The organism is Pelagimonas sp. (assembly GCF_050633425.1).
GTDB lineage: Bacteria > Pseudomonadota > Alphaproteobacteria > Rhodobacterales > Rhodobacteraceae > Pelagimonas.
Map to the genome: position 1 here is coordinate 1 of NZ_JBOEGM010000038.1, position 20,866 is coordinate 20,866.

Genomic DNA, 20,866 nt, shown 5'->3' on the forward strand with positions numbered 1-20,866 from the left:
GTGGCGTCGGTGGCTCTGACGGCTCTGGCGGTTCTGGCGGCGGCGGTGGCGGCGGCGGCGGCGTAGGCGGCGGCGGTGGCGGCGGTGGCTCTGGCGGCGGCGGCGGCGGTGGTGATATCTTCGGTTGGCACAAGAGCGGCAACCGAAGATATCAAAAGACTGCGTAGAATCGGAAGGGCTGTCAAATCACCTTTGCGTGCCCGATCGGATGTCAGCGTCCAATTCCACCAAATCGGCATAACCCGTGCTGTCGTACGAAACGCCAGTGTCACTGCAATGCGCCGGGCGCGGGCCTGTTCTTCCTCAGTCTCCTGCGGAAGGGCGTTTAACCAAGCCTCGAGGCTCTCGGGATCATTAATATCTTTTATCTCAACCATCGCGGATAGGATGGCTGGATATGGGGGGCGGTGCAAGATGGGATGACGCGGCATCGCGTCAAATTTGGGTCATTTGAAACGCACGGGCTGGCCGTTTGGCCCATGCCGCCACGCGCACCCAATCTCCCCCAAACTCGGGGTGTTTTGTACAGATTGGCAGGTTACTGCGGCTTAACCAATTTCGCCCAGGGCCAGACTCGAGGCCAGACTCGGGCCTGTCTCAGCACATTTCTCTGGGTCGTAAATTGGCCACCCCTGCCCCGATCCCCGTTGCGATCAGGCTAGGGGCAATGACGAACAACCCCACCAGCGTATAGATCACCCCGTCCAATCCCGGCACGGTGATTTCCTTGAACAAGATCCAGCCACCAAGCGCGGTCAAGAGCCCGGCAAAGCCCCACGTGACATCCGACCGGCAGGCGCGCACCGGTGCGTAACCTATTAATAGGCCAGTGAAAAAAGCAATAAATGGTATCATCATAAGCATGGATAATCCCCCGATTACCCAATCAAGATGGTGTGTGTGGTGGGGGAAAACCAGTGGGGAATTCCCCACTTTGCTGCAGAGCATCTGTGCAGGGATGCAGGGTGTCAGGCCCGCACAAAGGCGCGGCCTGAGGCCCATTTGGGGGGGTGGCTTGAGGTGTGACCCAAAGCTTGCAAGCCCACAATCAGTTCGGATCAGGCCGACCAAACCGCCGCTTGATCCAAGCAAACAAATACCGCACCGGCCACCGCAAAACGCTCATCCCCGCCGCCAGAAAAACCAACCCAATCCATGGTCCATTTTGATATGTCACGTACCCCAGCAACGGGATTCCAACCGCGATAAGCCCATAGGCACGCGACCACATGTTGTCTTTGGATGGGATCATGCCAAGCACATTGGCGGCGATAAGCCAAAGGAAGGCGAGGATCAAAGAAAGTGACATTTGCTACTCCGCTGCCCCCCAAGGCGCTTTGAACATGACGCAAAGCAAATCAAAGCGCAAGGATTAGTCGCTGCGATCGCGCCAAGTTTTGCCAAACATGAGACCAAGGATACCGGCCAGACCAAAGGCAATCGCCGACCCGATCCGAGCCAGATGGTGCCAATTCGTACCGCCAAACACGCCGCCACTCAGGGCGATGGTGGCAATGGCCGCTATCATCAGCGCAACCGCGAGCCAAGCGCCAAAGAGGCGCGCGCAGAGCAAGGTCAAGACAAAGCCTGAAACGGCTGATATCGCAATCATGGATGTCATTCGGGTCTCCTTCGATGAATTTATATCGAACAGTCAAAGCGCGCTAAGCGCCAGCTGCGACGCGGTATCGGTGTTACAGCGATGCTGCAAGTGCCACGGCCGACAGGACAAGTCCCAGAATTGGAACAAACATCGGGACTTCAAAAGGGCCTGGCTCGCCTCTGCGTTTGACGGCGATCAGCGCCGCATTGACCAGCACGAAAACAGCCAGCAGCACAGCAGATGTGGTCTCGGCCAAGACCGCGACGGGCAAGAGAACAGCGCCGATTATGACACCTGTACCAACGATAACTGAGGCCAGCGCCGGGGTGCCAAAACGCGGATGCGCGTGATGGAAAAGACCCAAAACCGGATTGCGTTTGCCAAGCCCAAACAGCACCCGGCTGGCCATGACGATTTGCGCCAAGACCCCGTTTAGCGCCGCAAACACCGCGATGGCCGACAAAAACCGCCCGGTGCCACCGGTGGATGCGGCCCATACCAAGGCAAGCGGTTGCTCTGATCCGGCCAATTGATCGGCGGGAACCGCGCGCAATGCGGCCCAGACCACCAAGGCATATAGGCCTGATGTAATGAGCAATGACAAAAGGATTGCGCGTGGCATTGTGCGGGTGGGTTCGCGCACTTCTTCGGCCATATTCACGATGTCTTCGAAACCGATAAAGGCAAAGAAAGCCAACATGGCCCCCGCCCCAATGCCGCCCCATGGCACCGGGCCTGACAGCTCCGCCACAGGTCCGCTGGTTGCGCCTGCCCAAACGACGAGGACAAGGCCGATGATCTCAATGGCGGTGAACAGCGCCACAAGGCTCATGCTTTCCATGACACCGATAACAGCCACCAGGGTCAGAACAAGGCCCATCACAACCACTGCCCAAATCACGGGGATATCCGCCAGTCCAAGCAAATAACCTGCCCCACCGCGCAAGACCGCAGCGGCAGAGATCGTTCCCGCGGCAACAATCGCCAAACCGACCAAGACAGCGAGAAGGTCCGAGCCAAACCCCTTGCCAATATAGGCGGCTTCGCCTGCGGCTTCCGGGATGCGTGTGCTGAATTCGGCATAAGACAGGGCCGTTGGGGCCGCAACCAAGCCGGCAAGCAGAAAAGCAAACGGTGCCCATTGCCCAGAGACACCGGCGACGGCCCCGACCAAAACATAAATCCCTGCGCCGACCATGACACCCACGCCATAGGCCACCAGCAAGGGTAATCCGATGCGCCGTTTGAGATGTTCCGACATTGCAATCCCCATCACGTCATGAGGTTACTTACCCCCTGCGCGCTCACAAGACTTTGACACATCACAAACTTGGTGATCGAAACGTCACGTCACCCACATCGCTGCCCGAAGGGGCCGGGGGTTGGGTGGGCGGGAGGCCTCTGAGGGCAGCGATTACCGAGCGCAAAGGACTGGTGTTTTTTCGCGGGGTATCCTCAAGGCCAGAAAAAATGACCCCTGCAAGATACGCAATCCTGCAGGGGCACATACACACGAAATAGCGTTGAGCGCTCAGTGTTTAGCGCTCTAGGCGCGCTGGCAAAGCATTCGCCCAAGCCGAAATCGTACCGGCCCCAAGACAAACGACCATATCGCCCGGCTGGGCCTGTTCACGCACCAGCCGTTCCAGATCATCTTCGCTATGAAGCGCCCGCGCATGACGATGCCCATGCCGAACCAGACCAGCAACCAGATCATCTCGGCTTGCGCCTTCAATCGGTGCTTCGCCAGCCGCAAATACTTCGGCAATTGCAACCACATCTGCATCGTTAAAGCACGAGCAGAACTCTTCGAAATGGTGGCTCAGGCGCGAATAGCGATGCGGTTGATGCACCGCAATCACCCGGCCTTCGCTGGCTTGGCGCGCGGCTTTGAGCACGGCGGCGATCTCAACCGGGTGGTGGCCGTAATCGTCGATCACGGTCACGCCATTGACTTCGCCAACCTTGGTAAAGCGGCGGTTCACGCCGCCAAAGTTCGCCAATGCCTCACGGATTTCATCCCCCGTCATGCCCAGATGCCGCGCCACTGCTACCGCCGACAAAGCGTTGGACACATTGTGGTCCCCCGGCATCGGCAAGGTACAGCCTTCGATCACCAAATCTTCGGATTGAAACGCCACATCGAAATGCGCCACGCCTTTTTTGTAAGTCAGGTTCACAGCGCGCACATCGGCCTGAGCGTTGAAACCATAGGTCACAACACGACGGTCCGACACCCGGCCCACCAGGGCTTGCACTTCCGGGTGGTCGATGCAGCAGACTGCCAGACCGTAAAACGGAATGTTGGATACGAATTGGTAAAATCCATCACGCAGGTTTTCGATGCTGCCCCAATGTTCCATATGTTCGGGGTCGATGTTGGTGACAATGGCCACAGTCGCGGGCAGACGGTTAAAGGTGCCGTCACTTTCATCCGCTTCGACCACCATCCATTCACCCTCGCCCATCCGGGCGTTCGAGCCATAGGCATGGATGATGCCACCATTCACAACCGTCGGATCAAAATCCCCTGCATCCAGCAGCGTTGCTACCATGGTTGTGGTCGTGGTTTTGCCGTGGGTGCCGGCCACCGCAATATTGGATTTGAGGCGCATCAGTTCGGCCAGCATTTCGGCCCGGCGCACCACCGGAAGGCCCCGACGGCGGGCTTCGTCTAATTCTGGATTGCCTGGTTTGATCGCCGATGAGATCACCACAACCTCAGCCGCCTCAAGGTTTTCCGCTTTTTGACCGACAAATACATGCGCCCCGAGTTCGGCCAGACGGTTGGTGATCTTGGTTTCCTTGAGGTCAGAGCCCTGAACCACATAACCATGATTGAGCAACACTTCGGCAATGCCCGACATGCCAATGCCGCCAATGCCGACAAAATGAATTGGCCCAACGTCGCCGGGAAGTTTGGTTGCCCCTGTCATCGCTGCGCTCCGTTCAAAATCCAGATCTTTCATGTGCTGCCCCGCCTGTTTTATCGTTATTCATCGGTCTCGTTATTCTCTTGTACGCCCATCCCGGCCAGCTGTTCGACCAGCGCGGCCAGTTCTTCGGCCGCTTCGGGTTTGCCAGCGCGTAGCGCGGCATTGGCCATGGCGATCGCGCCCTGTTCATTGGTCAGGATCGACAAAATCTGTTCGCTCAGGCTTTCAATTGTCAGCTTGCTTTCCGGCAGACGGATCGCGCCTCCGACATCCACCAACCCTTGGGCATTGGCGGTCTGATGGTCGCCCGTTGCAAATTTGTAGGGGATCAGGATCGAAGGCCGCCCGATCACACTGATATCGGCAACGCTCGACGCGCCTGCGCGCGAAATCACCAATTGCGCTTCGCTCATCCGGCTGGGCACATCGTGGAAAAACGGTTGCACATCGGCGTCGACCCCGTTTTCAGCGTAGTATTTTGTCACCCGGTCGCCATCTTCATCGCGCGCTTGATGGCTGACCCGCAGGTTGCCCAGAACATCCAACGGCAAGGCCGCAATGGCCGGTGGCACCATGTCGGACAAGATCCGTGCCCCCTGACTGCCGCCGATCACCAGCATCGACATCGGGTAAGGCCCCGGCGCAATGTAGCCCGCCCCGGCCCGCTCCATCACTGCGCCGCGCACCGGGTTGCCCACATGCACGCCTTGTGCGCCCTCTGGCAAAGCCGTTGGCCATGTGCCGCAAGCCACCACATCGACCTTTTTGGCAAAGACTTCATTGACCTTGCCCAAGACGCCGTTTTGTTCGTGAATCATGCGCGGCAATTTCAACAGCCACGCCGCCCCAAGCGCCGGGATTGAAGGGTAGCCGCCAAAGCCAACCACAACATCCGGGCGGTCTTTGCGAAACTTGAACAGGGTCGCGACAACACCGCCCAAGATTTTGAACGGTGCCATTGCTTTGCCCACAAGGCCGCCACGGGCAAAGGTGGCGCTGGAAACCTCTTCGATTTCAACGGTGTGAGGGAAGCCGCCAGTATAACGCGCCCCGCGCGCGTCAGTTGACAGTTTCACACGCCAGCCGCGGCGCAACATCAGTTCGGCCAGCGCTTGGGCCGGGAACATATGCCCGCCTGTTCCGCCTGCTGCCATCACCAACAAAGGCTTGCGCTCTGCCATTTCAAATACTCCACCACCATTTTGGGCACCGTTTCGGCGTCAGATACCTTATAGGCGCCGCCAGAGCAATCATGACGCTACATGCTGCGCCGATCCCTGCCCAAGCAGGACAGTCTATCGCCCGCGAGAGCGTAACATATCACCGATTTCCCCCTGAGGCCGCGTCCGGGTAAAGGCCAACAACATGCCCACCGCAATGCCGCCCGCAATCAGGGACGAACCGCCATAGCTTACAAAGGGCAAGGTCATGCCTTTGGCCGGAAGCAGACGCACGGCAACGCCCATATTGATCATAGCCTGAACGCCAAACATCGCCGCCAGACCGGTGCCGGCAAAGCGAATGAAGGGATCACGTTCTTTCATCAGCCGAACCAAGCTACGCACGACGATGGTGGTGTAAAGCGCGATAATCGCCAGCACCATCACCAACCCGTATTCTTCGGCGGCAACGGCAATAATAAAGTCTGTATGCGCATCTGGCAGCGACCATTTCACCGTGCCTTCACCAACGCCAACACCAAAGAAACCACCTTCACGGATTGCATTGGTTGCATAGCCCATCTGGGTTGTTGGATCGACTTCGGGGTTCAAAAACCCGTCAATACGGCGGGCAAAGTGCTCGGACGCGCCATAGGCAAACATGCCGCCAAGCACCACAAGCCCAGCCAGCCCGATCAGTAGGATCATCGGCGCACCGCCAACGAACCACATCACGCCCCAGCCAAACAGAACCAATGACGCTTGACCAAAGTCCGGCTGCATCGCCAGCATCAACACAATCGTCACCACGAGAATAAAGCTATAGGTCCGGCCCGGAGGCCCTCCGAGTTCAAGCCCCGCAGCCATCAGCCAGGCAGCCATGATCACAAAAGTCGGCTTGAGAAACTCTGAGGGCTGGATCGACGCAAAACCAAGCGAATACCAACGCACCGCGCCTTTGCCAAAATCAGTGCCCAGGAAAGGCAGAAGCGCCAGCGCAACAAAGGCCGCGATGAACCCCAAAACCGCAAGACGGCGCACCAAAACCGGGCTCATCATCGAGGTCAGGAACATCACGATCATGGCGAGACCGCCGAAAAACGCCTGTCGTTGCACATAGTGAAACGGGGTCAGCCCGTTGCGCTCCGCCAACGGGGGAGAGGCCGCAAGACCCAGCAAAATTCCCATGCCAAACAGCATCAGGATGCAGCTTAGCGTCCATTTATCAACTGTGCGCCACCATTTGGGCAACACAGGTTCAACATCCCGCACGGGAACCGTGCCATACACCATCTCTGTCATGAGATCACCGCTCTACTGCCTCATCGCCCCGATTTTTCGGGGTCGCTTTGGCACAGATTAGCGAAGAACAAGTCTTTTGGCTAGAATTTTAACGTTAACACTCGGTCAAAGCCCTGCGGCGCGCAAAATCAGTAAAACCGCCAATCCCAACGCCACCGAGGTCACCAATGACATGCGCCATGCCGCCAGTCCGGTCGCAACGAGCGCCACAACCCCAGGAATCCCACCGGTGAGCAACGACGGGGCGACAAGCGCTGTCAGAATGGCAATCGGCACAGCGCCCAAAGCCGCCTCGACCCGGTGGTTGACCTGACCAAAGCGCAGCATGATCAGATGCCCGCCGAACCGGGTCGCATAGGTGGCCGATGCACATAGGATGATGATCAAAATGGTGTCATGCATCGCTGTGGTCCTCTTTGGGTTTGCTGAGCACCGCAGCGACGATCATGCCGACCCCGCCGCCCAAAGTGATGTGCCACGGGCTGCCAAGTGTTTGATGAACAAGGATAGACGCCGCGGCGCTAACCGTCAGGATGATCAGAAAATGGCTCCGGGCGTGAAAGCTCATCACAAGCCCGAGGAAATATAAAGGCAACAGGAAATCGAGCCCAAGGGCCGCCGGATTTTCGAGCAAGGATCCAAACAAAACTCCGACAAGGTTGGACAGGATCCAAACCGAATAGATCGCCGATGCATAGGCGAAATAATAGGCTGGCCGCAATCCACGCCTGCCTGCCCGTGCTTCTGACGCGGCAAATTGCGGATCAACCAAAAGCGCAAAGGCCAGCGCTTTTTGCCAAAAGGAAAAGGCCCCCATGTGGCGACCAAGAGATGCAGAATAGAGCACATGGCGAAAGTTCAAGGCAAAGACCGCCAGTACGATAGACCAGATCGGCACCGCCTGCCCCATCAGATCAATCATCACATATTGCGACGCCGCTGCATAAATACTCGCTGACGCGAACATAACTTCGCTTGGGCTCAGGCCGCTGTCGACGGCAACGGTCCCAAAGACGGCCGCAAAAGGCAACACTGCCCCCAGCACCGGCATTACGTCACGCAATCCGGCGCGAATATCGTCGCGCATCACGCTGGAAGGGGCGTCTATATCGGTCATTTGGGCCTCAAATCGAACAACGTCCATTTTGATGAACCCTCGGGTTTCGTTTGTCAAGGCGAACGTTGATCAGTATACCGAACGAAACCGTCGGAGAGACCATGACCCCGATCACCCTCATTGCCCGCGCCCTCAAACGTGAACGCACCAAAGCTGGCCTAAGCTTATCTGCTCTGGCGGACCAGGCAGGGCTTGCCAAATCGACGCTCTCTCAGCTTGAGGCGGGCCAAGGCAATCCGAGCATCGAGACCCTGTGGGCGATTGCCAATGCGCTGGACGTGCCATTTGGGTTTTTGTTCGATACGGCACCGCCGGAAATGACCTTGGTGCGGGCTGGCGAGGGCACTCCGATCAATTCCGAAGGCACGGATTTGCAGGCCTTTTTGCTATCCAACGGCCCTCCGGGTAGCCGCCGAGACCTGTATCGTTTTGACCTCGTTGCAGGCGAGTCGCGCGATGCGGCTGCCCATCCGCAAGGCACCGTAGAACATGTCATCGTCTCAACCGGACGGGTGCGGATCGGCCCCGTGGATGCGCCAGAAGAGCTTGGGCCCGGCGACTATTTCCGATTTCCCGGCGATGTCGCCCATATCTATCAAGCGCTCACCGACCAAGCGACCGTCTTTTTGGCGATGGAATTTCCACGCTGACCCCTTGCGCTTTGAGGCAATCTTGGGCACGGCCACATTATGAAAGTCAAAACGCTTATACTTGGGGCTGGTGCGGCCGGTCTGATGGCCGCGGCCCATGCTGGGCCCGACACGCTTGTGATTGATCACGCCAAAGCGCCGGGTGAAAAAATCCGCATTTCTGGCGGAGGGCGTTGCAACTTCACCAATATGCAGTGCGATTTTGACAACTACCTTGGTGCCAACCCGCATTTCCACAAATCCGCCCTGACGCGCTATACCCAATGGGATTTTATCGAACTGGTGTCCAAACATGGCATCGCTTGGCATGAAAAGACGCTTGGGCAATTGTTTTGCGATGACAAAGCCACCCAGATTGTCGCCATGTTGGTGGCCGAGCTTGAGGCGGCAGGCGCGCGGATGTGGTTAAAGACCCGCGTCAAAGACATTCGTCACACTGGCAGCGCCTTTGAGGCAAGGTTAGAGCGCGATGGCAAGGACATCACCGTCACCTGTGCCAATCTGATCGTTGCCACAGGCGGCAAGTCGATCCCCAAAATGGGGGCGACCGGGCTCGCTTATGATATTGCGCGCCAATTTGGCCATGCGGTCACCGAGACCCGCCCTGCCCTTGTGCCCTTTACGTTTGACAAAGGTCGGTTTGCCGAGATTTCGGGGGTCTCAACCCCGGTGCGGCTAATGTGCAATGGGACAGGTTTTGACGAGGCTCTGCTCTTTACCCATCGCGGCCTGTCCGGTCCGGCGGTTTTACAAATCTCGAGCTATTGGCGCGACGGCGATACGATTTCGGTCAATCTTTTGCCAACGACACCGCTGGAATCCATTCTAAAAGAGAAACGTCGCAGCGCCGGGCGAAAAGCGCTGACCACCGAACTATCACACCACCTGCCCAGCCGCCTGATAGACCATCTGGCCGCCCTGATTGATGTCAAAGGCAACCTTGGCGATCTCTCAGACCAACGCATTGCCGATCTGGTGCGTGCGCTTGGGGATTGGCAGCTCAAACCGACCGGCACAGAAGGCTATCGCACCGCTGAAGTCACATTGGGCGGTATTGATACCGATGGCCTCAATTCCAAATCCATGATGTCCAAAACTGTGCCCGGCCTCTATTTCATTGGCGAAGCAGTGGATGTCACCGGATGGCTCGGCGGCTTTAATTTCCAATGGGCCTGGTCGTCTGGGGTCGCTTGTGGGCAGGCCGCAGGTCAGGCTGACATCGGCGGATAATCGTTTTAAATTTACAAAATTGTCGCGGTTTTGCTACAAATACTTTAAACAATGCCAGCGTTGACTATGTACGAGGCATGTCAACGTATCCGCCTTTTCAAATCCGTAATTTGCCGCGCACAATCGAAATGCAAGTGCCGCAAAAGGCTGTGCGCGATCTGATTAACAAATTGCGATTTGGGCTTGATGCGCCGCAAAGCGACGAACGCATCTTTATTGATCCTCGGCAAGTGACCCATCAATTCAAGCGTTTCAAAGGAAACCAACTTCGCCGCCGCCACAGCGGGCTTGTCCTTGACAGCGACTGGGATTTGTCGACCAACCCTTTGGAAACGGCGCGCAAGTTTCGCGCGGTTTGGGACCATTTTCGCAATGGCGTCAGCTGGGAAGATACTGGGATCATCGATTCCATGATGCGCTCAATCAAGGAGCAAGGCGTTTTCGACGGATGCCGCACGCGCCAGGACGTCTATGAAAGATACGACCGGATGGACAAGTTGTATGAGGCGGTCAGATCCACAGGACAGCTGCAATCCGTTCAAGAGCGACCCGAGTTTTTCCGCCGCGAATATGACGGTATTTATGTCCATATCGACCGCAATGGTCAGCCGATGTTGGCGGGCAATGGCAATCACCGACTGGCGATTGCCAAGGCGCTGGAGTTGTCTGTTGTCCCCGCGCAGCTTGGCGTGATCCATTTGAAGGCCGTCGAAAACGGCCATCTCGATAAGCTGCGCCGATTGCCACAAGGCTAGGGTCTCAGGGTCGCTTAGCCCAGGACCTTGCGCACATGATCGGTGAAGTCTTCGCCGCGCTTTTCAAAATTGTCATACTGATCAAAGCTTGCGGCGGCGGGAGCCAAAAGCACAACATCCCCCGGTTCGGCGTCTTGAGCCGCGCGGGCCACGGCGGTTGCCATCGAGGTGCATATCTCGGTGTCAGTGTCCGGGAGTTGCAGGGCAAAGGCTTCGGCCTCGCGGCCAATGACATAGGCCTTGGCAACGTTTTTCAACCCCGGCTCAAGCGCCTCTAGCCCGCCTTCTTTCATCAATCCTCCGCAGACCCAGCGAATACGCCCAAAGGCTTGCAACGCTTTTAGCGCCGCATCGACATTGGTCGCCTTGGAGTCGTTTACAAACCGCACACCATCCTTTTCACCAACGATTTGGCTGCGATGCGGAAGTCCGGCAAATGTGTGCAACCCCGCCTCAATCACGCGCGGCGCAAGGCCAATCGCGCGACAGGCGGCATAGGCGGCGCAGGCATTTTGATGGTTATGCGCGCCCGGTAAACCGGCCACATTGCGCAAATCAATCGACGCGATTTGACGCCCTTTGCGATATTCGGACAAGAACCCTTTGCGCGCAAACACCTGCCAGCCCGGACCGGTCAGTTTGGTGCCCGACGACACACGGATCACCCGATCATCGGCCGGACCTTGGCCCAGCTGATTGGCCAGAAACATTCCCTCAGATTCATCCACGCCAATGACCGCCCGATCAGGGCCGCCTTCGGCAAAGAGCCGGCGTTTGGCGGCAAAATAGCCCCCATGCCCGGCGTGCCGGTCCAGATGATCAGGCGACAGGTTGGTGAAGACCGCCACATCCGGCGTCAGGCTACGGGCGAGATCGGTCTGGTAGCTCGACAGTTCCAAGACCACAACGCTGCCATCGCCAAGCGGATCAATATCGAGCACTCCGCGGCCAATATTGCCCGCCAATTGGCTGTCCCGCCCCACATGCTCAAGCAGGTGGTGGATCAGGGCCGATGTCGTAGACTTGCCGTTTGAACCGGTGACCGCGATCACCTTTGGAGCGGTATCAAACATCTCCCAACCCCGCCCAAGCGACTGAAAGAACAAGCCGATATCGTTGTCCACCGGCACACCCGCCTTCAGCGCGGCCTCAATCACCGGATTTGGTGTCGGGTACAGATGTGGGATGCCGGGTGAGACAACAAGGCAAGACAGCTCGTCCATGGCGCGGCGCAGATCGCGGGCCTCAAACCCTTCGGCCTCGGCCCTGTCTCGGGCGCTGGAATTGTCATCCCAGACAACCGGTATTGCGCCGCCATCCCGCAACGCACGCGCCGCCGAAAGGCCAGAGCGGCCCAACCCCAACACGCCAATCTTGGCCCCCTGAAATCCCTCAACAGGTATCATGCACTGCCCTCTTTCTCACAGCAAACCCCGGAGCCAAGGGAACCGGGGTTTGGGGTCTTGTCAATCGGGTGTCGCCTGTGAACGATGAAACAGGCACCGCAACCGGCCTCTGTTCCACCGCCTTAGCGCACCTTAAGTGTCGCCAGACCGATAATCGCCAGAATCAACGAGATGATCCAGAACCGGATCACAATGGTCGGCTCGGCCCAGCCTTTTTTCTCATAGTGGTGATGGATCGGAGCCATAAGAAACACGCGCTTGCCGGTGCGTTTGAAATAGAGCACCTGAATGATCACGCTCAGTGCTTCGACCACAAACAGACCACCAACAATCGCCAAAACCAGCTCGTGCTTTGTGGCCACCGCGATGGCACCCAAAGCGCCGCCAAGCGCCAAGGAACCAGTGTCACCCATAAACACGGCCGCCGGTGGGGCGTTGTACCAAAGGAAGCCCAAGCCACCACCAACAACCCCCGCCGCAAAGACCAGGATTTCACCTGTCCCGGGGACGTAATGCACATCGAGGTATTCGGTAAAATCGACCCGGCCAACGGCGTAGGCGATGATACCAAGGGTTGAGGTCGCGATCATAACCGGCATGATCGCCAAACCATCCAGACCATCGGTCAGGTTAACCGCATTGGCGGCACCGACGATAACAATGATCGAAAACGGCACAAACAGATAGCCAAGGTTGATCAGCGTATCTTTGAAGATTGGCAGGGCCAGTTGATTAGCAAGGTCTTCTGGGTGGTATTGCGCGGCCCAATAGGCGGCAATACCGGCGATCAAGAACCCCAATAACAGTCGAATTTTACCAGAAACACCATCGGTGTTTTGCTTGGAAACCTTGGCATAATCATCGGCAAAGCCAATCGCCGCATAGGATATGGTCACAAACAAAACCATCCAGACAAATGGATTGTCGAGCCGTGCCCAAAGCAAGGTCGAGGTCACCAAGGCCCCGATGATCAACAGGCCGCCCATGGTCGGTGTGCCTGCCTTGACGAAATGCCCTTCGGGGCCATCATCACGGATCGGTTGGCCCTTGCCTTGACGTTTGCGCAGCACATTGATCAACGGGCGTCCAAACAGGAAGCCAAAAATCAACGCCGTCATAAATGCGCCACCCGCACGGAACGTGATGTAGCGAAACAGGTTAAACACATCCCCGCCGTCGCTCAGTTCCGTCAGCCAATACAGCATGCTCTACCCCTTTACCCGTCCAGTTCTGCGGGGGATTGGCCCATTTTTCGGATCGCGTCAACCACGCGGGCCATCTGCATAGATAGCGATCCCTTGACCAAGACCACATCTGCGGCCCCCATATCTTGTGCCACAGTTGCGGCAATCTCAGCGCTGGTTTCGCACCAACGCCCCTGTTTATCGGCCGGCAAAACCTGCCAAAGCGCGCGCATCAGCGGCCCGACACAATGCACCTGATCGATGGCGTCCATCCCAGGCAAACCGGCAAGCTGGACATGCAGGGCGATTTCGGTGTCACCCAATTCAGCCATGTCGCCCAAGTATGCCACCCGGCGTCCAGCCTTTTTCGGCTCGGCAGCGGCCAAGACTTCGAGCGAGGCCGCCAAAGATGTCGGATTGGAATTGTAAGCGTCATCAATCAATTCGACGGACAATTTGGGATCAACAGCATCCAGCGCAATGATCTCACGCGCGCCGCGCCCTGCCCCAGCTGACCATTGACCAAGCGCCGTTATGCCCATTGCCAAATCCAGTTCCAGCGCCGTGACAACCCCCAGGGCCCCCATGGCATTGGTGGCAAAGTGACGCCCCGGAGCCATAACTTTGAACAAAACAGGCTCTTCACCGGCAACGCCCTGAGCAATGGTGCAGGTATCCCTGATCGACACCGTGGTCAGGCGATGATCGTTGATGTCTTGTGCCCCAAAACGGATCACCCGCCCCGCATTTGTCGTGGCGGCGGCGTCAAGAATGGGCGACACATCCAGATCGCCATTGATCACCGCGACACCGCCGGGTTCCAGCCCGTCAAAAATCGCGGCCTTTTCGCGGGCGATACCGTCTAGCCCGTCAAAGGCTGCCAAATGCGCCGGGGCCACAATGGTGATCATCGCCACATCAGGCCGCGCCATTTGTGCCAGAGGTGAAATTTCGCCGGGGTGGTTCATGCCAATTTCGATCACGGCAAAATCCGCATCCGCAGGCATCCGCGCCAATGTCAGAGGCACGCCCCAGTGATTGTTATAGCTTTTCTCGGCCGCGTGAACCTTGCCCTGCGCGCCCAAAACGGTGCGCAACATTTCCTTGGTTGAGGTTTTGCCAACCGACCCGGTGACCGCCACCACTTTGGCCTTGGTCCGGGCCCGCGCCGCGCGGCCAAGCGCCTCAAGGCCGTTCAAGACATCGTCAACCACCAACAAAGGCGCGTCCTTGGAAACCCCATCAGGCACGCGGCTGACCAAAGCCGCCCCGGCCCCGGCCTCCAACGCTTGGGCGACAAAGTCATGCCCATCGCGCGCCGCCTTGAGAGCGACAAACAGATCACCGGCCTCTATTGTCCGGGTGTCGATCGACACACCATCAACCGACCAATCGCCAATCGCACGTCCACCGGTTGCCTCGGCGGCATCTTTCGCGGTCCAAAGCATCACATGCCCTTTCCGTCGAGCGCCGCCACGGCAACGCTGGCTTGTTCAACATCATCAAACGGATAGACCGTGTCGCCCACGGTCTGGCCGCTTTCATGTCCTTTGCCGCAAATGATCAGCGCATCACCCGCCCCAAGCGCATCAACACCACGCAATATCGCTTCGGCGCGATCACCGACTTCAATGGCCTCAGGCGCACCGGCTGTCACTGCAGCACGGATGGTTGCCGGGTCTTCGGAGCGAGGATTATCATCGGTCACAATCACCACATCGGCATTGTCCGCCGCAGCCTGCCCCATCAAAACGCGTTTGCTCGGATCGCGGTCCCCGCCTGCACCGACAATCGCGACCAACCGGCCCATCACATGAGGCCGCAACGCCTTGATCGCGGTTGAAACCGCATCTGGCGTGTGGGCGTAGTCGACAAAAACCGCCGCGCCATTATCGCGCGTCGCCGCCAATTCCATACGTCCGCGCACTGTGCCCAACAGTGGCAGAACATCAAACACCCGGCCCGCTTCGGCCCCGCAGGCAATCGCCAATCCCGCCGCCAGCAATATGTTTTCGGCCTGAAAACCACCAATAAGTCCGAGCCGTGCCTGATAGGTTGCGCCGCGCCAACTCAGCCGGATTTCTTGGCCCGTCGCGTCAAACCGCTGCCCCTCAAGGCACAGGTCGGCGGCATGGCGTCCAACTGTGATCACCTCTTGGCCGCGCGCTTTGGCGATGGCCAGCATGTCAACACCGCGTGGATCGTCGATGTTAATCACCGCCGTCCCGTCTTCGGGCAAAACACGGGCAAAGAGCCCGGCTTTGGCGGCAAAGTAGTCTTCAAAGCTCTCGTGATAATCGAGATGGTCTTGGGTGAAGTTGGTAAAGCCCGCGGCGGTCAGTTGAACACCGTCAAGCCGACGCTGCGCCAACCCATGGCTGGAGGCTTCCATTGCGGCATGCGTAATGTCATCCCGCGCCGCGCCCGACAACATGCCATGCAAAGTGATCGGTTCGGGGGTTGTATGGCTCAGAGGAGCGGTCCAATCGCCCTCAACGCCGGTGGTGCCAAGGTTGACAGCCCGCAAGCCCAATGCCTGCCATATCTGACGTGCAAAGGTCGCGACACTGGTTTTGCCATTTGTTCCCGTCACGGCAATCACACAGTCGGGCTGGGCCCCAAACCAAAGCGCGGCCGTATAGGCCAGCGTCTGGCGTGGATCTTCGGCGATGATCAGGGCCGCGTCGGACGCGGCGAGCTCTTGGCGCGCTATCTCTGCACCTTTGGCATCCGTCAGGATCGCCCCGGCCCCCATACGCAACGCATATTGAATGAATTCGCCACCATGGACACGCGTACCGGGCAGCGCAGCAAAGAGGTATCCGTCTTTGACTTCGCGGCTGTCCACCGCCATGCCAGTCACCTGTGCTTCGCGCCCTGCACGCGCGGTCAGGCCCAGCTCTGTCAGGCTTTTTGTTTGCCCGCTGGTCATACTCATGAACGCCCCCCAGCCTTCTGTTTATTCTCACTCGGTCGCGCGGTTATTGGGAAATCCGCACGACGCCTTCCAATTGCCCTGTATTGAACTCTGGACGCAAGCCCAGAAGCGGCGCAATTCGGCCAATCATTTCGGCCGCGACCGGAACCGCCGTCCAACCGGCTGTGCGGCGCGGTTTCTTGCCGCTGGTTTCAACCGGCTCGTCCAACGTGACCACCAACACATATTTCGGATCATGCGCCGGGAACATCGATGCAAAGGTGGCGATCACTTTGTCTTTGTAATAGCCACCGCCCCGTTCCTTGGGTTTGTCTGCCGTGCCGGTTTTGCCGCCAACATGATAGCCCGGCACTTCTCCAAAGCTCGCGGTGCCTTCGGTGACCACCTTGCGCAACATCGTGCGCGACGCCGCCGCAACGGCTTCGGACATCACGCGATCACCGTCCTGAGGGCCATTTTGCTTCAACAAGGTGGGTTTGACTGCGATACCGCCATTGGCAATCGCCGCATAGCCCGCCGCCAAGTGCAGCGGTGTGGTCGAAATACCGTGGCCATAAGAAATGGTCACCGCGCTCAGATCGGTCCAACGTTTTGGAAGCAACGGCTTGCCACCGCTGGCTTCGACAATTTCCGCCGGGGTTGGCTCGAACATGCCCAGCTTGGCCAGAAACTCCTGCTGACGTTTGGGGCCAATGGCCAGCGCCATCCGACCCGTGCCGCGGTTTGAGCTTTTGACGATGATTTTTTCAACGCTGATATTACCATAATGGTGATTTTCAAACTCACCAATCGTATGGCCGCCGACCTTAAGCTTGGCGTCCGTGTCAATCACCGTGTGCGGATTAACCAAGCCCAATTCCATCGCTTGGGCGGCTGCGAAAATCTTGAAGGTCGAGCCAAGTTCGTACACACCCTGCACGGCACGGTTGAACAGCGGGCTGTCCGAAGCATTGCCTTCAGTGAGCGGATTGGGGCGATCATTTGGGTCAAAATCGGGCAATGAGACGATCGAGATCACCTCGCCGGTTTGGACATCCATCAACACTGACGCCGCGCCTTTGGCGTTCAGAATTTTCATACCCGCATGAAGCACCTCTTCGGCTGCGGCTTGGACCGTCAGATCAATGGCAAGCTCCAGAGGAGCGCCTTCGCGGGCTGGATCACGCAACTCATCATTGTAGAATTTTTCGATGCCAGCCGTGCCAATTACTTCGGCCGAATGCACACCTTCACGACCAAAACCGGCACCGCCCAAAACATGAGAGGCGATGGCCCCATTGGGATAAAGCCGCATTTCACGCGGACCAAACAACAAGCCCGGCTCTCCGATATCATGAACGGCCTGCATCTGTTCAGGCGACAACTTCTTGCGGACCCACATAAATTTCTTTTTGGGATCGTTGAACCGCCGCGTCATGGCCTCGACATCCATATCCGCAAAAATCTTGCCAAGCTCTTGCGCGGCTCGCTCGGGTTCGATCATTTGTTGCGGATGCGCATAGAGACTGTGGGTGTCCATATTCGTTGCCAAAACACGCCCATGGCGATCAACAATATCGGCGCGGCTTGCGACAATCGACGCGCCGGTTTGGGTCGCGCGCGGTTCTGCGGCTTCGGTCGCGGCAATGGTGCCCATGCGGGCCCCAATCACCGCAAAGGCGCAAAAGAACATCACCCCCAAAACCAAAAGCCGCCCTTCGGATTGCAGGCGGGTTTTGTCGCGCATCTGCTCGTGGCGGAGCCGGCGGTTTTCTTTTTCAATCGCATCCGGGTTTTCGCCTTTTTGGCGAGCGTCCAGGATTCGGGCCAACGGGCGGAGCGGTGTGCGCATCATGGCTGTTGCGCCCCGGCGCTGGTGACGTCAATCGGCTCTGTCACCACCAGATCAGTCTCTGGGATTGGAAAGATCACGTCACGCACAACGCCGAATTGATCTGGGCGCAAGGGCATCAACCCAAGCCGACCAAAGTTCATATCCGCAAGATCGCGCAACCGATCAGGGCGATTGAGATACGCCCATTCTGCTTTTAGGATCGCCAGCCGCTCACGCGCTTCGCCGATGTCGCGACGCAGGGCATCCACCCTGTCCAGTTCATCTTGGGTGCGATAATTTTCATGGTAGGCCCAATAGCCGGTGCCGATCACGGCCAAAGCGCTGAGAAGAAAAAGCAAACTACGCATCTCAGGATTTCCTATACTTGCTGGGCCCCGCAACCAGGGGCATGGCGATTTCACCAGAGTCGATTTCGCGTGCCTCAATCGAGGTGCGGCGCGCAACCCGCAATTTGGACGATCGCGCCCGCGGATTTTCCACCAGCTCCTGCGCATCCGGGCCAATGGCCTTGCGGGTCAGAATTTCAAACGGCTGTGTCATGACCGGGGCCTCAGCGGCATAGCGGTTCACTTTGACTTTCTTTTCGCCGTGTTCTTGGAAAAAGCGTTTGACCATACGGTCTTCGATGGAATGAAAGGTCACAATCGCAAGCAACCCACCGGGTTTCAGCACCCGTTCCGCCGCCATAAGCCCCTGCCACAGCGCACCATATTCATCGTTCACCGCGATGCGCAGCGCCTGAAAACTGCGGGTGGCCGCGTGGGCTTGACCGGGTTTGGTGCGGCCGATAACGCGTTCAATCAGGCCCGCCAATTGTAGTGTGGTTTCGAATGGCTGTTCGTCACGGTCTTGCACAATGGCACGCGCAATCCGGCGCGATTGGCGTTCTTCACCATATATATAGAGGATGTCTGCCAGCGTTTCTTCGCTGGCCGTATTGACCAAACCAGCAGCGCTTTGACCAGATTGCGCCATACGCATATCCAGCGGCCCATCGCGCATAAAGCTAAACCCGCGCTCGGCTTGATCGAGCTGCATGGACGACACGCCAAGATCAAGAACAACCCCGTCAGCCGCCTCTACAACTTGGTCCAAATTTGCAAAATTGCCTTCGACCAGATCAAGCCGACCTGCGTATTCACCGATCCAGTTCAGGGCCATTTCATGCGCCAGCGGATCACGGTCGATGCCAATGACGCGGGTCGCTCCTGCGTCGACCAAGGCGCGCGAATAGCCACCCGCACCAAACGTGCCATCAATCCAAATGCCAGAAACGGGCGAAACCGCCTCGATCAACGGGCGCAACAAAACCGGAATATGTGGCGCGCTGTCAGGCATGCCTTATAGGCCCTCGTCTTCGTCGTCTTCATCCAACAGCATAAGCGGATCGAACCCCTCATCCTGCTCATCAAGGAATTCTTCGGTGGCAGCCATTTCATCTTCGTAGGTGCTTGGTTCCCAAATCTGGAAGGTGTCAGCGGCACCGGCAAATTGGGCCTCTTTGCTCAACCCGATCTTTTCACGCAGTTTCGCCGGAAGCACGATGCGCCCGGTTTCATCAACGGATGTGGTAGTGGATTGGCTCAGGAAAAGGCGTTCTAGAATACGGCGTTTTTGGCTGCCGCGTTTCATCCCGGAAATGCGGTCTTCGACCTCTTCCATTTCCTGGATGGTATAACATTCAAGATATTTACGGCGACTGTCGCCATAGACGATGACAAAGTTCGGGTTCAGACCTTCGGCCCAATCGGGATCACCCGCCTGAAGCACACGGCGAAAGGAGGCCGGAATGGATACCCGCCCCTTCGTATCGACCTTATGTCGACTTTCACCTCTGAACCTCAGCCTACGGCCCACTGTCCTGACCTCTGCCCTTGTTGCCCCAAGTCTTGAAACGAAAAACGGCGGGTTGATCTGCTGCCACTGATCAACCCACCGCTGACCCGCTAAGCGGGTATCTCCGACTGCGCGCGCCACCTGGGGGGATGTCTGCTCGCCCGCGCGCCGGATCCTTTGTTACGATGAGAGCGAACGCCTGTATGAACCTGCTCTTATTTTTGTTTTTGAAGTCGGTGTGGGGATCGTTGTTGCCCCGTTGTCCGTCTCTCATCGTGTAGATAATGTTTGCCATGGGATTTCATGGGAAGCAACAGTTATTTATGGGATTTTGGCGAAGCGCATCGACGAGCCGTATCTACCATAGCGTGCAATTTGCTTCAAAATGCCCATCAAACACGTACAAATGGTGCCACTCACGCAAGATTACACGACATATAGTAACATTGCGGTGTGCTCAAACTGATCCCATGGTTTCCCAAAAATCTTCGCGCAGCTGAAAATTTCTGATAAATTCTCGCCGACGCTGGGATCAATATAGGGGATTACACACCGAGAATCACCCCAAGAGCGTCAAAATTGATTCGTTTCGGCCGAGATTGCTCTCCGACATCCCGCTTCCGGCCAAGACGCCCATGACTTCCCATGAAGCGGCCCATGGTTTCCCATATGCCGGTGTAGCGTGACGTCAGTGTAGCGTGTGTGTAGCGTGACATCAGGTTTTACTGTAGCGTGACATCAGGTTTTACAGTAAATTACACTTGTTTTTACAGCAAAACAGTTTTGGGTTCAGATGGGATGATCTGGGCGATCTGGTGGGATCGGGGCAAAACCGTTTAAACAACCGCCCTGCCCCCATCCATTGAACACCCCTTTAAAGCCGGTTTAACAGCTCGGCCTTCAAATCGAGGTACG

21 protein-coding genes are annotated in these 20,866 nt (G+C 57.5%); 3 read left to right on the forward strand and 18 right to left on the reverse strand.

Features of this window, described 5'->3' with window-relative positions; genetic code table 11:
* From ACRBB0_RS24555 to ACRBB0_RS24600, 10 genes are all read right to left on the reverse strand, one after another.
* A partial coding sequence (locus tag ACRBB0_RS24555; protein ID WP_431377120.1) for a hypothetical protein occupies positions 1-431 on the reverse strand: 431 nt, incomplete at its 3' end.
* A 166-nt stretch (positions 432-597) separates the two neighbouring features.
* A complete protein-coding gene (locus tag ACRBB0_RS24560; RefSeq protein ID WP_431377121.1) occupies positions 598-864 on the reverse strand; it encodes a hypothetical protein in 267 nt (88 codons plus the stop codon).
* Positions 865-1,048: 184 nt separating this feature from the next.
* Positions 1,049-1,309, reverse strand: coding sequence for a DUF2484 family protein (locus ACRBB0_RS24565; RefSeq protein ID WP_431377122.1), 261 nt, complete (start codon positions 1,307-1,309; stop codon positions 1,049-1,051).
* Positions 1,310-1,372: 63 nt separating this feature from the next.
* Entirely contained in the window at positions 1,373-1,621 is a 249-nt protein-coding gene (locus tag ACRBB0_RS24570) for a hypothetical protein (protein WP_431377123.1), read from the reverse strand.
* A 73-nt stretch (positions 1,622-1,694) separates the two neighbouring features.
* The gene (locus tag ACRBB0_RS24575; RefSeq protein ID WP_431377124.1) at positions 1,695-2,864 is read right to left on the reverse strand and encodes an APC family permease; all 1,170 of its coding nucleotides are present in this window, start codon (positions 2,862-2,864) and stop codon (positions 1,695-1,697) included.
* Between the two features lie 277 nt (positions 2,865-3,141).
* A complete protein-coding gene (gene murC / locus ACRBB0_RS24580; RefSeq protein ID WP_431377140.1) occupies positions 3,142-4,539 on the reverse strand; it encodes a UDP-N-acetylmuramate--L-alanine ligase in 1,398 nt (465 codons plus the stop codon).
* 56 nt (positions 4,540-4,595) lie between these two features.
* Positions 4,596-5,720 (reverse strand): UDP-N-acetylglucosamine--N-acetylmuramyl-(pentapeptide) pyrophosphoryl-undecaprenol N-acetylglucosamine transferase, encoded by a 1,125-nt coding sequence (locus tag ACRBB0_RS24585; RefSeq protein ID WP_431377125.1) that lies wholly within the window; start codon positions 5,718-5,720, stop codon positions 4,596-4,598.
* Positions 5,721-5,834: 114 nt separating this feature from the next.
* Positions 5,835-7,001 carry a putative lipid II flippase FtsW gene (gene ftsW / locus ACRBB0_RS24590; RefSeq protein ID WP_431377126.1) on the reverse strand — a complete coding sequence of 389 codons (1,167 nt, stop codon included), beginning with the start codon at positions 6,999-7,001 and terminating at the stop codon, positions 5,835-5,837.
* A 105-nt stretch (positions 7,002-7,106) separates the two neighbouring features.
* Positions 7,107-7,403, reverse strand: a complete 297-nt coding sequence (locus tag ACRBB0_RS24595) for an AzlD family protein (RefSeq protein WP_431377127.1) — start codon at positions 7,401-7,403, stop codon at positions 7,107-7,109.
* A complete protein-coding gene (locus ACRBB0_RS24600) occupies positions 7,396-8,118 on the reverse strand; it encodes an AzlC family ABC transporter permease (RefSeq protein ID WP_431377128.1) in 723 nt (240 codons plus the stop codon). The genes ACRBB0_RS24595 and ACRBB0_RS24600 overlap by 8 nt, the downstream gene beginning before the upstream one ends.
* Before the next feature lie 101 nt (positions 8,119-8,219).
* Here ACRBB0_RS24600 and ACRBB0_RS24605 point away from each other — a divergent pair, with 101 nt between their 5' ends.
* The 3 genes from ACRBB0_RS24605 to ACRBB0_RS24615 all read left to right on the forward strand — a co-directional run bounded on the left by ACRBB0_RS24605 (position 8,220) and on the right by ACRBB0_RS24615 (position 10,753).
* Positions 8,220-8,768, forward strand: coding sequence for a helix-turn-helix domain-containing protein (locus tag ACRBB0_RS24605; protein WP_431377129.1), 549 nt, complete (start codon positions 8,220-8,222; stop codon positions 8,766-8,768).
* Positions 8,769-8,807: 39 nt separating this feature from the next.
* A complete protein-coding gene (locus ACRBB0_RS24610; RefSeq protein ID WP_431377130.1) occupies positions 8,808-9,998 on the forward strand; it encodes an NAD(P)/FAD-dependent oxidoreductase in 1,191 nt (396 codons plus the stop codon).
* A gap of 77 nt (positions 9,999-10,075) precedes the next feature.
* On the forward strand, positions 10,076-10,753 hold the full coding sequence (locus tag ACRBB0_RS24615; RefSeq protein WP_431377131.1) for a hypothetical protein: 678 nt from the start codon (positions 10,076-10,078) through the stop codon (positions 10,751-10,753).
* A gap of 14 nt (positions 10,754-10,767) precedes the next feature.
* Here the strand turns inward: ACRBB0_RS24615 and murD are convergent, their stop codons facing one another.
* From murD to mraZ, 8 genes are all read right to left on the reverse strand, one after another.
* Positions 10,768-12,159 (reverse strand): UDP-N-acetylmuramoyl-L-alanine--D-glutamate ligase, encoded by a 1,392-nt coding sequence (murD, locus tag ACRBB0_RS24620; protein WP_431377132.1) that lies wholly within the window; start codon positions 12,157-12,159, stop codon positions 10,768-10,770.
* 122 nt (positions 12,160-12,281) lie between these two features.
* Positions 12,282-13,364 carry a phospho-N-acetylmuramoyl-pentapeptide-transferase gene (gene mraY, locus ACRBB0_RS24625; RefSeq protein WP_431377133.1) on the reverse strand — a complete coding sequence of 361 codons (1,083 nt, stop codon included), beginning with the start codon at positions 13,362-13,364 and terminating at the stop codon, positions 12,282-12,284.
* Positions 13,365-13,375: 11 nt separating this feature from the next.
* Complete coding sequence (locus ACRBB0_RS24630) at positions 13,376-14,794, reverse strand: UDP-N-acetylmuramoyl-tripeptide--D-alanyl-D-alanine ligase (RefSeq protein ID WP_431377134.1); 1,419 nt, start codon at positions 14,792-14,794, stop codon at positions 13,376-13,378.
* Positions 14,791-16,281, reverse strand: coding sequence for a UDP-N-acetylmuramoyl-L-alanyl-D-glutamate--2,6-diaminopimelate ligase (locus tag ACRBB0_RS24635; RefSeq protein ID WP_431377135.1), 1,491 nt, complete (start codon positions 16,279-16,281; stop codon positions 14,791-14,793). The genes ACRBB0_RS24630 and ACRBB0_RS24635 overlap by 4 nt, the downstream gene beginning before the upstream one ends.
* A gap of 43 nt (positions 16,282-16,324) precedes the next feature.
* Positions 16,325-18,115, reverse strand: a complete 1,791-nt coding sequence (locus ACRBB0_RS24640) for a peptidoglycan D,D-transpeptidase FtsI family protein (protein ID WP_431377136.1) — start codon at positions 18,113-18,115, stop codon at positions 16,325-16,327.
* A complete protein-coding gene (gene ftsL / locus ACRBB0_RS24645) occupies positions 18,112-18,462 on the reverse strand; it encodes a cell division protein FtsL (protein WP_431377137.1) in 351 nt (116 codons plus the stop codon). Before ftsL ends, ACRBB0_RS24640 begins: the two co-directional genes overlap by 4 nt.
* Before the next feature lies 1 nt (position 18,463).
* Positions 18,464-19,453 (reverse strand): 16S rRNA (cytosine(1402)-N(4))-methyltransferase RsmH, encoded by a 990-nt coding sequence (gene rsmH / locus ACRBB0_RS24650; protein WP_431377138.1) that lies wholly within the window; start codon positions 19,451-19,453, stop codon positions 18,464-18,466.
* Positions 19,454-19,456: 3 nt separating this feature from the next.
* Entirely contained in the window at positions 19,457-19,972 is a 516-nt protein-coding gene (gene mraZ, locus ACRBB0_RS24655) for a division/cell wall cluster transcriptional repressor MraZ (protein ID WP_431377139.1), read from the reverse strand.
* Between the last annotated feature and the right edge of the window lie 894 nt (positions 19,973-20,866).

What these genes read in the sequence shown, in the direction of transcription:
- ACRBB0_RS24560 (WP_431377121.1), bottom strand. Translation starts at nt 864, where the DNA reads ATGCTTATGATGATACCATTTATTGCTTTTTTCACTGGCCTATTAATA.
- ACRBB0_RS24565 (WP_431377122.1), bottom strand. Translation starts at nt 1,309, where the DNA reads ATGTCACTTTCTTTGATCCTCGCCTTCCTTTGGCTTATCGCCGCCAAT.
- ACRBB0_RS24570 (WP_431377123.1), bottom strand. Translation starts at nt 1,621, where the DNA reads ATGACATCCATGATTGCGATATCAGCCGTTTCAGGCTTTGTCTTGACC.
- ACRBB0_RS24575 (WP_431377124.1), bottom strand. Translation starts at nt 2,864, where the DNA reads ATGTCGGAACATCTCAAACGGCGCATCGGATTACCCTTGCTGGTGGCC.
- murC (WP_431377140.1), bottom strand. Translation starts at nt 4,539, where the DNA reads ATGACAGGGGCAACCAAACTTCCCGGCGACGTTGGGCCAATTCATTTT.
- ACRBB0_RS24585 (WP_431377125.1), bottom strand. Translation starts at nt 5,720, where the DNA reads ATGGCAGAGCGCAAGCCTTTGTTGGTGATGGCAGCAGGCGGAACAGGC.
- ftsW (WP_431377126.1), bottom strand. Translation starts at nt 7,001, where the DNA reads ATGACAGAGATGGTGTATGGCACGGTTCCCGTGCGGGATGTTGAACCT.
- ACRBB0_RS24595 (WP_431377127.1), bottom strand. Translation starts at nt 7,403, where the DNA reads ATGCATGACACCATTTTGATCATCATCCTATGTGCATCGGCCACCTAT.
- ACRBB0_RS24600 (WP_431377128.1), bottom strand. Translation starts at nt 8,118, where the DNA reads ATGACCGATATAGACGCCCCTTCCAGCGTGATGCGCGACGATATTCGC.
- ACRBB0_RS24605 (WP_431377129.1), top strand. Translation starts at nt 8,220, where the DNA reads ATGACCCCGATCACCCTCATTGCCCGCGCCCTCAAACGTGAACGCACC.
- ACRBB0_RS24610 (WP_431377130.1), top strand. Translation starts at nt 8,808, where the DNA reads ATGAAAGTCAAAACGCTTATACTTGGGGCTGGTGCGGCCGGTCTGATG.
- ACRBB0_RS24615 (WP_431377131.1), top strand. Translation starts at nt 10,076, where the DNA reads ATGTCAACGTATCCGCCTTTTCAAATCCGTAATTTGCCGCGCACAATC.
- murD (WP_431377132.1), bottom strand. Translation starts at nt 12,159, where the DNA reads ATGATACCTGTTGAGGGATTTCAGGGGGCCAAGATTGGCGTGTTGGGG.
- mraY (WP_431377133.1), bottom strand. Translation starts at nt 13,364, where the DNA reads ATGCTGTATTGGCTGACGGAACTGAGCGACGGCGGGGATGTGTTTAAC.
- ACRBB0_RS24635 (WP_431377135.1), bottom strand. Translation starts at nt 16,281, where the DNA reads ATGAGTATGACCAGCGGGCAAACAAAAAGCCTGACAGAGCTGGGCCTG.
- ACRBB0_RS24640 (WP_431377136.1), bottom strand. Translation starts at nt 18,115, where the DNA reads ATGATGCGCACACCGCTCCGCCCGTTGGCCCGAATCCTGGACGCTCGC.
- ftsL (WP_431377137.1), bottom strand. Translation starts at nt 18,462, where the DNA reads ATGCGTAGTTTGCTTTTTCTTCTCAGCGCTTTGGCCGTGATCGGCACC.
- rsmH (WP_431377138.1), bottom strand. Translation starts at nt 19,453, where the DNA reads ATGCCTGACAGCGCGCCACATATTCCGGTTTTGTTGCGCCCGTTGATC.